The 13,340-nt window shown below is 33.2% G+C and carries 9 protein-coding genes; 2 read left to right on the forward strand and 7 right to left on the reverse strand.

What is annotated here, in order from left to right; genetic code table 11:
* Positions 1–224 precede the first annotated feature (224 nt).
* A complete protein-coding gene (locus ROY99_07410; GenBank protein ID MDT3696206.1) occupies positions 225–2,195 on the forward strand; it encodes a transketolase C-terminal domain-containing protein in 1,971 nt (656 codons plus the stop codon).
* A 58-nt stretch (positions 2,196–2,253) separates the two neighbouring features.
* Here ROY99_07410 and ROY99_07415 read toward each other — a convergent pair whose 3' ends face one another.
* The 6 genes from ROY99_07415 to ROY99_07440 all read right to left on the reverse strand — a co-directional run bounded on the left by ROY99_07415 (position 2,254) and on the right by ROY99_07440 (position 9,853).
* A complete protein-coding gene (locus tag ROY99_07415) occupies positions 2,254–2,739 on the reverse strand; it encodes a hypothetical protein (GenBank protein ID MDT3696207.1) in 486 nt (161 codons plus the stop codon).
* Positions 2,740–2,750: 11 nt separating this feature from the next.
* Positions 2,751–3,200 carry a YhcH/YjgK/YiaL family protein gene (locus ROY99_07420; GenBank protein ID MDT3696208.1) on the reverse strand — a complete coding sequence of 150 codons (450 nt, stop codon included), beginning with the start codon at positions 3,198–3,200 and terminating at the stop codon, positions 2,751–2,753.
* Between the two features lie 87 nt (positions 3,201–3,287).
* Positions 3,288–4,532 (reverse strand): hypothetical protein, encoded by a 1,245-nt coding sequence (locus ROY99_07425; protein MDT3696209.1) that lies wholly within the window; start codon positions 4,530–4,532, stop codon positions 3,288–3,290.
* Between the two features lie 78 nt (positions 4,533–4,610).
* On the reverse strand, positions 4,611–5,774 hold the full coding sequence (locus tag ROY99_07430) for a hypothetical protein (protein MDT3696210.1): 1,164 nt from the start codon (positions 5,772–5,774) through the stop codon (positions 4,611–4,613).
* A gap of 103 nt (positions 5,775–5,877) precedes the next feature.
* Positions 5,878–7,200, reverse strand: coding sequence for a cyclic 2,3-diphosphoglycerate synthase (locus ROY99_07435; protein MDT3696211.1), 1,323 nt, complete (start codon positions 7,198–7,200; stop codon positions 5,878–5,880).
* 283 nt (positions 7,201–7,483) lie between these two features.
* A complete protein-coding gene (locus ROY99_07440; protein ID MDT3696212.1) occupies positions 7,484–9,853 on the reverse strand; it encodes a CotH kinase family protein in 2,370 nt (789 codons plus the stop codon).
* A 103-nt stretch (positions 9,854–9,956) separates the two neighbouring features.
* On the opposite strand from ROY99_07440, the gene ROY99_07445 reads away from it, so the two are divergent.
* A complete protein-coding gene (locus tag ROY99_07445) occupies positions 9,957–11,420 on the forward strand; it encodes a M64 family metallopeptidase (protein ID MDT3696213.1) in 1,464 nt (487 codons plus the stop codon).
* A 79-nt stretch (positions 11,421–11,499) separates the two neighbouring features.
* On the opposite strand, the gene ROY99_07450 is transcribed toward ROY99_07445, so the two are convergent.
* Complete coding sequence (locus tag ROY99_07450) at positions 11,500–13,230, reverse strand: T9SS type A sorting domain-containing protein (protein MDT3696214.1); 1,731 nt, start codon at positions 13,228–13,230, stop codon at positions 11,500–11,502.
* Positions 13,231–13,340 lie beyond the last annotated feature (110 nt).

Consider the following 13,340-nt stretch of genomic DNA (forward strand, 5'->3'; position numbering starts at 1 on the left):
CTAAGATTTCTTTATGGAAGTTAAATAAATTTTCCAGAGTTTTTGTTGCATCATTTTCATCTGATATTGATTAAACAGAATAATTACAGCCTTTTAAGAAAACTGATGAATAAATTAAATGACAATTTGATTCTAACCAATTTCCAAAAGAATGATTTAAAAGTGTTAATTTTAAACTCACTAATTCCATAATTAAAGTATAAGAAATAATTTACGGAGAAGAAGTGCACTATAATCTCATAAAAAAGTCAGAGTTTGATAAGGTCAAATCGTTCAGTGGAAATTGGGCAACAAGAATGCAGTTGTTTGCAGATATGTGCCGCTACAATACACTGGTTGCTGTTAAAAAAGCCGGTTCAGGTCATCTTGGTTCGAGTTTAAGTGCTATGGATATAACTACATATCTTTATTTAAATGAGATGAATGTTTTTGAAGCTGGTTTTGATTCTTTCGATCGTGATATTTATTTCTCGTCTAAAGGGCACGATGTTCCCGGATTGTATTCTTTGTTTTATGCGCTTGGAATTATCTCCGAAGAAAAATTATTAATGCTAAGAAGACTGCACGGACTTGATGGTCATCCTGAAGTTCGTCAAAAGGGTATTGAAGCGAGCACTGGTTCACTTGGGATGGGAATTTCAAAAGCAAAAGGATTTGCCTGGGCAAAAAAATATAATAATAACAAAGGTAATGTTTATGTGCTGACTGGTGATGGTGAATTTCAAGAAGGACAAATCTGGGAATCGCTGCAGGCAACAGCTCATCAGAAAGTGAATAATATAACAGCTATTATGGATCATAATAAGTATCAGACAGATATGCTTGTAGCTGATGTGAATAATATTGAAGATGTTGTTGAAAAGGTGAAAGCGTTCGGGTGGTATGTTGTTAGAATTAACGGACATGATTTTAATATTCTGGAAAAAACATTTTCTGATCTTAAAAAAGTTACAGATAAACCAAAGATGATAATTGCTGATACAATTAAAGGAAGAGGAGTATCGTTTATGGAAAAACCATTGACCGAAACTTTTCAGGGAAAAACACTTTACAAATGGCACTCAGGCGCACCCGATGATGACAGTTATCAAAAAGGCTTGACTGAACTTGCTGACAAAATTATTATTCTTTCTGAAAAACTTGGAATTGAAAAAATTCAGATTCCGGCAAACAAGTCAGAAGGAAAAACAATAACCAAACTCGATAAAGAATTTGTAACTGAAGCTTACGGTGATGCTTTAGTTGAAATTGCAAAAACAAATAAAAAATTAGTGGTACTTGATGGAGATCTTTCTGCTGATTGTAAACTTAGGAAATTTGAAAAAACTTATCCGGATAGATTTATTGAAAACGGAATTGCAGAGCAGGATATGGTCTCAACAGCCGGTGGATTGGCAAGAATGGGGTTGATTCCAGTTGTAAATACTTTTGCAAGCTTTCTTGCTGCCAGAGCAAATGAGCAGATTTACAACAATGCAGGTGAACAGACTAAAATTATTTACACTTGTCATTTTTCAGGGATGATTCCAGCCGGTCCCGGTAAATCTCATCAAAGTGTACGTGACATTTCATTGTTCAGTGCTTTACCGAATATTACTATCATTCAACCCTGTAATGCTGAAGAAACTAAATGGGCAACTGAATATTGTGTGAACGAAGCAAAGGAAAACTGCGTTTTAAGATTGGTAATAGGACCATCTCCGGAAAGAATACAATTGCCCAAAGATTATAAATTCAAAGTTGGAGTTGGTGCTGAGCTGACTAATGGCAGTGATGCAATTTTATTTGGATACGGACCTGTAATGCTTCACGAAGCGTTAGCAGCTGCTGAATATTTAAAAAGAATTAATCTCAGATTAAAAGTAATTAATATGCCTTGGTTAAACAGAATAGATAGTGAATGGCTGAAAGAGATTGTAAAAGATCAAAGGAGAATTTTTGTTTTAGAAGATCATTCAGCAGTTGGCGGTTTAGCAGACAGGTTGTTAAACGAATTAGTGTCAATTGATGTAATCTGTGGTAAAGAATTTATCAACTTAGGAATAAAAGAATATCCCGAATGCGGAACTCCGCTTGAAGTTCTTGAATACCATAAACTTGATGGCAAATCGCTAGCACAAAGAATATCAGGAATTTCAGCCATTGAAACCTCAGATTTATTAAATCAAAAATATACTGAAGAAGCGCCGCAGTAGTAAGTGAAGTCATTGCGATCGCGACTTGTTGGGAGAAGCTGTCTTTAGTATAAGTGGATCACTTCGCTCCGCTCGTGATGAATTTTTTTATGAATTTATTTAACTGAAACTCGTGTCTGATTGGATGCATTACTGCATGTTCTAACATCGATTCAATACAAAAATCAACTCCCCAATTTGACTTGTAAACCTTATCTTCAAATAGTTCAGGCTCAACATTCTGAAGAGGGACTCTCCATTTTTCAATAAGATGTTCAATAAATTTATCAGCATTATCAACTATTATTTCCGGAAACGGAGCTTCATCAATTTGCGGATCAGGCAATTTTAATTGCAAACATATCCAGACAATATAACCTCTTGCTGATCTTAAAACATGATACAGAAGTGTATTCAAAGATTTGTAATAAGGGTCATCGGTGATTGGTAATTTTATATCCAGCTCTTTCGCTTTCTTCCAGGTATTGTAAAATTCTTTTAGGTGAATTTCATGTAATGAAACTAAAGCTTTGGCACCATTATATTTATATTCACTTTCAATCATTAAGCATTGGGTCAGATTTTAACTTTAACAACAACCTTTTTTACAAAAGACTTTTCTCTGAATTTTATTCCGGGCATATGAACATCGTTTGGAAAAAATATTGCAAACATTCCTTCTTCAACTTTTAAGAATGATTTTTCACCTTCAAAAAAAGCAATATCATTTTGTTCATTGTATTCGTTTATCACTTTTTGATTTTGAAAAGGAGCATAACCAATTAATTCAGTTCCTTTAACCACGAATTGAACATCAATATATTTTATGTGAGCCTCGAGTTTTCCTTCAGTTTCATCTTTGGTTTTGTATTCACTAATTAAAGCGAAAATATTATCACCATCAATTTCATATTTGCCTGATTGGGTTTTGGAAAAATCAGTTTGTTCCAGATAAGCAAAAGCTTTGTTAATTCTTTCGCTGAGTGAAGAGTACAAATTTGAGTTTGAGAGTTTATCAATTATCATAAAATCATTTCCAATTTGTTATTACACAAAGATAATCTTAAAAAATACAGCCGCTAAACGGTTCGCAGCTGCTGATCTGTGATCGAATTAAAACAACGAATTCAAATTTCGTAAATAAAAAGCCAGTCCCGTCATTTTAGTTTCAAGCTGAGTTTCTGAATAGTAATTTGTATTATAATATCTGATCTCAAGGTGATTACTTATAAAATCCAAAACAGGATGCTTTGTCCAGAACGCACAAAGTTTCAGCAATCCCCTTGTATTTATCTCATAGCCAGTTGTCTTTTGTGGATCAGGAAAGCCTCTGCCTGAGAAGTGACCGAAAGAGAAAGAGAATGTTTCAGCAAAATCAAGTTTAGTTCCAACGCGGGAGATTATTTTATTATTTCCTTTAATGAGGATGACATTATCCCAGAAATCAAGATCATCTTGATACTCCCAACTATTGTGATATACTGAAACTAAAAAATCTTCGGCTAAAGATGTAAATGACAGATTAAATGCATTAAATCTAAAATCCTTAATAGCTAAATCAAATCCGGTTGATATACCATAACCAATTCTTTCAACTCTTGGCAGCGGACTTGATTGAGGAATCCCGCTATATTGAAGCGAATCACCAATATTAGATTTTGAATAACCGAGCGAAATGTTAAATGTTGGATAAGCTTTAATTTCTTCATTAAAACTTATCTGCACTTTATCGTTAATTAATTTTATTACAGGTACATTGATCAGAATTCCAAAATCATTCACTTTATTTTTAGCTCTAACCTCTCCGGAATCCGGATGAGGTGAAGTATCAGCAAAAAATGAATTAATATCTTTGATTGAATAACCAATACTTAGTTGAGCTCCAAAATCAAGACCTAAACCAAATGAATATGCGTGATAAGAATCTTCTGGTCTGTATGTTCCAAGTGGCTCTGGATTATTAGAGCCAGTAATAACAAACTCGCCAAATTTAAGTTTTACATTTGAGTAACCGAGACCAAGGCTTAACGGAACTCCGATTAAATCCCTAAAGTTGTAACCAGCATTAAAAGCCAAACTGGTTAACTTTATTGGAGCCAATCCCACCCATTTAATTTCTGTTGGATAAAAAATAAATGAAAGATTATTTGTTTGGCTTGTATGTCCAAGTTGTGCAGGATTCCAAAGAAATCCAAACGGATCATCAGTCGGTAGTGCTGTACCTGTTCCTCCCATTGCGCTATTTGATGGGGAAGGATTTATTATTAAAAATGGGATTGCAACTTCACCTTGTGGGAAAACCGCAGTTGTAAATGTTAGGAGTGAAATAAGAATAAGTACTAATAAATTAGCTTTCATAATACTCTCCTGATTTTGTTATTACTAAACTATTATTAAGTTGTCAATTTATAAAAGGTATAAATCTTTCCCGATTTTTTATAATTGAACACCAGCGGTTAATTTTAAAATTGTCTGTTTCCTAAACTCACCTGAAAATAAATGTGAATCAGCACAAGCAAGATCAATTGAAATAATCGAAAAGTTTAGATTTAAACCTGCTGTTAAAAAGAATGCATTGAATTCTGATTCCAATTCTCTGAAAAGAGTGTTACTGATTTTAAAATCATTAGAGTAAAAACCAAGTGAGGCTTTAACAATTTCTGAAAACTCATACAATGTGCTGAAAGAAATTTCCAATTGGTCTTTATAATTTTCTTTTTGGTTACTCCAAAACACTGTTCGCAAACTACCCAGAAACATTAAATATTTAGTTGCATCAACAGCAATATCAAAATTTAATTCAGAAGGAATTGTATATCGCCCGGTATAATTGACCTGATAATATGTAGTATTAGGAGTGTTCCCATGAAAAACTAAAAGATTATTCTCAATTTCGTGATTAACATTAAACTGATTTGATAGTTCATAACTTAATCCAAATTGTAAATATCTTTGTTCATCCAAATTAAATTGGGTAGCAATACCTAATCCAAAACTACTTGAGTATCCTTTTGCTTTCAAATTGTTTATCCAGATTTTTTCCTGATGATGCAAATAATTCAGAGAATATTTTAATCCTAATTTAATATCAAAGTTACTTTGCAATATCTCTGCAAATGAGAAAGCTGTTGAAAGTGAGTAGCTCTGAATTAAGTTTTCTTCGCTCATTTCAAAAAATATTCCGGTTCCATCGGGCTTATCGGGCGTTGTAATTTGAATCTTCCCAAATTCCTTTGTGCCGTTATATCTTTGTCCTAATCCCACCCCAAAGGAAAAGCCACCGAGTTTTGCAACAGCACCAAATGACTGCGGAAAATAATTATAGATTCTTTCCATACCGATGCCTAAAATCCAGGCATCCTTAAGTTTGGTATTTATTTGATATGATATTCCAGCAGAATAATTTTTCAATCCTGTTATTGCCGCTGGATTCATAAAGCTGATATTTGATACATTATTTATTATTGAAGAATTACCGTAAGAGTTTAATAGTTTTAAATCATATCCTTGAGGGAATAACATGAGATCATAATTAGTGGATAATTGTGCAACAGTATTGATTGAAGAAAATATAAAAAGAAAGAAAACTAAACGTTTCATAAAAGCCCCCTAAATAAAATATCCAAAAAATATCTTCACGAGCAAAGCGAAGTGATCTGTATTATGAAACAGATTGCAGCCTCGCTTCGCTCATGGTAATTACTTACTTAATAATTTTTTTCTCTCTTAAAACAGTTTCAACTGTTATTGCACCGATTTCCTGCAGATCATATTTAACTCGTGTGCTTGGTTTTTTAATTTTAATATATCTGCTAAGATCAATTGGTGTTCCGATTACAACTGCATCGCATTTAGTGTTATTGATTGTTGTTTCAAGGTCTTTTAACTGTGCTGCACCATAACCCATTGCCGGCAGTAAAGCTCCGATGTTTGGATATTTTTGATATGTGGCAGTGATAGATTTTACAGTGAATGGTCTTGGATCAATTATTTCTTTTGCACCAAGTTTTTGTGCAGCAACCACTCCAGCACCAAACTTCATTTCACCGTGAGTAAGTGTTGGACCATCTTCAACTACAAGTACTCTCTTACCTCTAATTAATTCAGGATGTTCAACTGTAACAGGCGAAGCTCCTTCAATTATTGTTGCTTTCGGATTTACTTTTCTGATATTGTCTCTTACTGTATTAATTCCTTCAACATCAGCGGTATCAATTTTATTGATAATAACTGCATCAGCAAGTCTTAAAGAAGTATTGCCGGGATAATAATGCATTTCATGTCCTGGTCTGTGTGGATCAGCAACAGTAAATGTTACATCAGCTTTATAAAATGAAAAATCATTATTACCGCCATCCCAAAGAATGATATCAGCTTCTTTTTCAGCTTCTCTTAAAATTGCTTCATAATCAACACCGGCGTAGATAACTCCGCCTCTTGCAACGTGTGGTTCATATTCTTCAATTTCTTCAATCGTGCATTTGTGCTTTTTAAGATCGGCATAAGCTGCAAATCGTTGAACTTTTTGTTTAACCAAATCACCATAAGGCATAGGATGACGGACAGCAACAACCTTTTTGCCGGCAGCAGTTAATACTTCAATAATTTTTCTTGATGTTTGGGATTTACCGCAGCCGGTTCTTACTGCAAGTACTGCAATAACAGGCTTCTTACTTTTAATTTCTGTTTGTGCAGCTCCAAGTAACTTGAAAGAAGCACCTGCAGTATTTACAATTGAAGCTTTAGTCATAACATAATCAAATGGAATATCAGAGTACGAAAAAACTACTTCATCAACTTTAAGTTTTTTAATAAGATTTTCTAATTCTTTTTCTTCGTAGATCTTTATTCCGTTTGGATAAAGTTTACCGGCAAGTTGTTTTGGATAAGTTCTGCCTTCGATGTTGGGGATTTGAGTCGCTGTGAATGCAACAACATTGTAATCATTGTTGTCTCTAAAGTAAACATTAAAGTTGTGGAAATCGCGTCCAGCAGCGCCCATAATCAACACATTCTTACGAGCCATAAAAATACTCTCCTTTGTGCTTTTAAATTGAGTTGTTGTATAAAAAGTTTTTGTTTCAATGTTTTTGAATTTTCAAAAATTATTAATGTAAAATTAGGTGATTTTATCCTGAGTTTCATCAGAAATTTTTTAGTTAACAGCGATTAAGAAATGATAATTTTAAAAAAGTGCGTTTAAGTTAAATAGGGCTGTAAAATCCTACTAAAAAATCTGAAAAATATTTTTTAATAAGAGTATAAAAATCCACATCTGAGTGTGAGTAATTGATAAGATAGTCTTGCAGCTACTTTAATAACATTAACTTCATACTTTTAAATTGAGCGTTGAAACTTAATCTGGCAATATAAACTCCAGAACTAAGATGAATGCCCGAGCTGTTTGATCCATTCCAGTTTACTTTATAACTGCCGGCTGGTTTTTCATCATTAACTAAAGTTGCAATCTCATTTCCCAAAACATCATAAATTTTCAATTGAACAAATTGCTTACTGGCTATTGCATATTGAATACTGGTTGAAGGATTAAAAGGATTTGGATAAGCATTTAAATAGAATTCAGTTAGAACAACATCATCGTCATCAACAGATGTCGGATTATTTGTTGAACCCGGTGTTGGCGTCATAAATACCCAGTTACTTCCTGAATCAATCTGACGTCCGAAAGAAATATCTTTAGTTTGCTCTCCAAAAGTGATTGAATCAATGATTGAAATTCCATCATTATTAATCAAAGCGACAAATTCCCCATCTTTACTTAATTTAAAGTTTGTATGTATGCCTTGCTGAGATTGCTGTTCATCGCACCAGATTAATAAATACTCATTCGGATTGATAAATAAATCGGGCTGAGTAAACTTATATTTTGTAAGATTACTTTTTTTATCAGTTAAATATTTTCCTGTTAATTCAATTGGTGAAGAACTTGAATTATAAATCTCGATCCAATCATCATATTCACCATTTGGATCAGGGATTGTTGTGGAATTATCCGCCATAAGTTCATTAATAAATAAATTACCCGAAACATTTTGCTGGGTTCTGATCTCAATTGCTTTTTTTCTCGGATAGACCTGAAATTGATTACCATTATCTTTTACATAAATAAAAAAATTACCCGAATTTCCGGCACCGATTGGTGGAATTGTTCCTATCCATCGATCAGATTCTTCTACTTTTTTTGTGTTTGAAATAGGATTGTAAGACATTGGAAATATCTGAACAGAAGTAGAATCATCATCCTGATAATAAATTAATACTTCATTCAAACCTTCATTATCAAAAGCTGATACAACAACATTGATAGAATCATTAGCCCCCGGATATTTTGGTTCATAATCGATATAGTAAACAATTGGTTTAGCATTTTGATAGTTTAGCCAGCCGGGCAGAAGAGAATTTTTAAGATTTACAAACTGTTTAATTCCAAATTTTACGTGTTGATTGCTGTACCCGGAGGATGAATACGAATTAAAAAAATCATTTGTATCAAATCCATAGTCAAGAGTCCGGAATGAATCAGCTATCACTGAACCGGCAATCATATTTTTTAAACTGTCTAAACGATTTTCCCATCGAGAGAGTAAAAAGACATTTTCTCTGTAAAACTCTAAAAAGTGTGTGTAAAGATTTCGGTACTGAGGCACAAGCATAAATTTTTGTGCCAGCGGGCGATAGCCGTTTACAACTTTAGGATAATTGTACGGATCAACATCAGTCCAGTTTGTTCCGCTCCAATCAATTCCAAATGTGTTATCGTAATCATAAGGAATAAAATGAAAAATATCTTTTGAAGGTTCATGATACAAATAATAATTATTCATCAGCGACCAGTAATCATCCCACTCACCCACAAGAATATTTACTGCAAAGTATTTTAGTACTTCCGGAACTTCAATCAAAGATTCTATTGAATCAGCGAGAGATGTAGTTGGTGTGTTGTTAAGAACGGAAATAAATTTTGACAATTTTGAAAAATCTCCAACATCTTCATTAGTTTTTAATTCGTAAACAGGTCTTCCATTACTGATTAAATTCTTATAAATATTTGGATCTTCACCAAGGAAGTTTAAATCTGCGGGATAAAGACATTTCCATAAATTTCCTGTATCATCTTCAAAATTTTTAAACAAAAATTCATCATCAATATGCTCAACAGAAATGTATAAACCATAATATATTCCGTTAATGTAAACTTCAGCGTGATTGGCTCGGCTTGCCTTCATTCCGATAGTTTGATAATGGTCGAAGCTTAGTTTACTTCTGATAATGGATGGATCATTATGTTCTCCGTTTAAGTTCAATTTGTCCACACCGTAGAATTCTCTTCCCTGCACAAAAGTATTAAATGAAACTTTAAAGGATTTTTTATATGCGTGTCTGGATGTATTTCCTCGTAATCGGAATCCGATATTTTCTACATTCTCGTTAATATATTTGTTTTGAAAATGTAAAGAAGCAACAAACTCCGAATCACTTTCAACATTCTGATAAAGCCATTCCAGTGCAGCGGGATCAATTATTATATCAACTCTCGCAACCTGTGTGTCATCATAAAGCTTCCAGCTTTCATCACTTTGTCCTAAAACTTGATTGGAAAAAAAGATGAGAAGCAAAATTGAGAATTGAACTTTTAGTAATCGTAGAAAAATTGCCATTATCTATCCGGTCATTTTATCATTTTCATTAATCCAAAGTTCGACAAAAGATTATTAAATTACTACAACAAAAAAAATTAGATAAAAACAAAGTGAGGAAAAAATGAAATCTCTTTTAACTTTGCTTCTTATAAATCTTACATTAGCTGCCCAAACCAATCCAGACTTTAATGATTATTTTTCAGATGAAACACTGCGGATAGATTATTTTCACATCGGTGATGCTAAAACAGAAATTATCACAATTGATAAAATGCACCGTTATGGCACCTGGGCAGGAAGCCTGAATAATTTGATAGATAATTTTAATAACGGCAAATATTATCTGAAAATTTATGATTCCAACTCCGGCAGTTTAATCTACTCAAAAGGTTTTGATACATTTTTTGGCGAATATGCTTCAAGCGATGCTGGTATAAATGGAATTCAAAAAAGTTTTCACGAAACTGCAATAATTCCTTTTCCTAAGAATAAAATTATTTTCGTATTGGAAAAACGTGATGATAAAAATGAACTAAAAGAATTTTTCAGAACTGAAATTGATCCAGGCAGCATATATATAATTAAAGATAAGATTGCAAATGAAACGGTTGAAGTTTTTAAACCTGTCTATAACGGCAATCCTCATAACAAGGTTGATATTGTTATACTTGCTGAAGGTTATTTAAAATCTGAGAAAGAAAAATTTGAAAAAGACCTTAATCGCTTTGTGGATTATTTCTTTGAACAGGAGCCATACAAATCACAAAGAAGTAATTTTAATATTTACGGAGTTTTTAAGCCATCTGAAGAAAGCGGAACTGATTTACCTGGTGCTGATATTTTTGTGAATACAATTCTTAATACAACTTTCTGGTCGCTTGGCTCTGAAAGATATTTAATGACTGAGGATAATAAAACAATGCACGATTTAGCAGCATTTGTTCCGTACGATGCAATCTACATTCAGGTTAATCATTCACGTTATGGCGGCGGCGGAATTTATAATCAATTCTGTACTTATACTACTGATAATCAGTTTGCAAAGTATTTATTTACTCACGAGTTCGGGCATTCGTTTAGCGGATTAGCTGATGAGTATTATACTTCCGATGTTGCTTATAATGATTTCTTTAAACCAACAATTGAACCGGTTGAACCAAATATTACTGCTTTGTTAGATCCAAAAAATGTAAAATGGAAAGAATATTTAACTGAAGGAATTGAAATTCCTACTCCCTGGGAGAAAAAAGAATTTGATGCTTTTAGTTATGAATGGCTGAAAGAAAGAAACAGGTTAAACAGTTATGTAGCTGAATTAAAAAAGAATCGTGCACCGGAAAGTCAAATAAATGCTGCCGAAGAAGAATATGCAATGAAAGATAAGAGACAATCGGAAAAAGTTGATAAATATTTGATGAGCAGTAAGTACTGGAACAAAGTAGGAGCGTTTGAAGGTGCAGGATATGTTGCAAACGGGATGTACAGACCAATGCTTGATTGTATAATGTTTTCCAAAGGTGATAAGCCATTCTGTAAAGTTTGTGAAGAAGCGATTAAAAAAGTTATTAAGAGTTATACGGATTAATTCTTTTCCCAAGTGATATTGTTTTACAAATAAACCTTCGGGGTTTTAAAAATCCCCGAAGGTTTAAGATTACCAAGGGTTACTTGATTAAAACCATTTTTCTTGTTTGAATAAAATCTCCAGCTTTTAGTTGATAATAATAAATCCCAGATGAAAGATGAGAAGCATTAAAATCAAATTTATGAATTCCTGCTGACTTCTCTTCATTAACCAAAGTTGCAATCTCATTTCCCAAAACATCATAAATTTTCAACTGAACAAATTGCTTACTGGCTATTGCATATTGAATACTGGTTGATGGATTGAAAGGATTAGGAAAATTCTGTTCTAAAGAAAACTTTGCAGGCGGAAGGATTTCCGCTTCAACAATATTTGAGTATTCATAAGTGCCGTCAAAATCTATTTGCTTTAGTCTGTATAGATATTTACCGACAGAAAGATTTTCATCTTTGTAAGAATAAGATTTAGTTTTTGTTGTTGTTCCATTTCCATTAACGAATCCAATACTTTTCCATTCTTCACTACTTTCGTTTTTCATCTCTCGTCTTTCAATTTGGAAACCAGAGTTATTAGTTTCGGTTGCAGTGCTCCAGTTTAATGTAACATCATCATCAACAACAAAAGAAGAGAAGGCAAGAAGTTCTACCGGAACGACAGATGGAACATAAGCAGTAGCTTCGTTACTCCAATTAGATCGGAAGTTGCCTCCTGGTCCTTCTCGAATTTGTATTCTATAAGTATATATGCTATCTAACTGAACAGTTAAATCTTCAAAAGAAAAAACATTTGGTCCAACCCAAGCAATTTGATAGTAATTTGTTGGGCTATTAGGAAGCCCGTTCTTTCTTTGAATAACATATCCCCAGCTTGGGTTGATAGTAGTTCCAGGATTCCAACTTAAAATTACTTTTTGCGTATTGGTATCAGAATTGGCACAGATTTGTGCTGGAGGTGTAGGAATTGTGAGAGGAGAATTTAATAAAAAATTATCTACATACCAGAATCCTGCAGAATTTGGAATTGTATCTATACAATAAAATGCAAGTTTAACATAGTTTTCATTAGGAACAATAATTAATGCTTGTGTGGCAGGAACATCTTCAGTTATTTCCTGTTGCCATATCGGCAGCCAGGATATTCCTTCATCAAACGAGTATGCTAATCCAACTAAAAATTCTCCAGATTGCCAGTCTAAACTATAGTTTAAATCTATAGCATTAAGAGAAGGACTAAGATCAAAAAAACTGTTAAGAATTAAATATGAAGTATCACTAATAACCGATGGATTATGAAAGCTCAGTTCAGGTGCTTGACCGCCAGCAAAATTTGTATTTGAAATATTCCAAACAGCACCTTGGGTTTGTAAAATAGTATAATTGGACAAATCGCCATAAAAATAATCTCCCCAGTAATTTAAATATGGTCCCTGTGATATAAAGTACCAAACAGGTCCGGCAGTAAAACCAAATGAATTATATTCTACAACACGCCAATAATATTTTGTATGTACATCAATTATTCCGAAAACTTCTAAAGAAAGTGAACTATATACTTTTGATGAATCTATTCCACTAAGTATTTTTACAGAAGGATCAAGATTTATTACTAGATTTGAATCCTGGCTAATATATACATCATTGTATATAAGATTTGTGGGATTTTGCCAGTATAAAATATGTGCCAATTGACCATTGTGATATGAGATATGTCTTGCACCAGGTGCAGTCATAGGATTAAACGGCGGATCGGGAGCCTGAGCATAAACCAAAAGAGGCAAAACACCTAAAATGAGAATCATAAATCTTTTCATTTTTACTCCGTTATATTTAAAGTTTAAGTAACTGACCACATGAGACTAAATTTGTCAGACAAATTCAGAAATCTCCAATGGAAAAAAATAAAAACAATGATGCCAACAGA

Origin of the sequence: Ignavibacterium sp. (genome assembly GCA_032027145.1) — a bacterium.
GTDB lineage: Bacteria > Bacteroidota > Ignavibacteria > Ignavibacteriales > Ignavibacteriaceae > IGN3.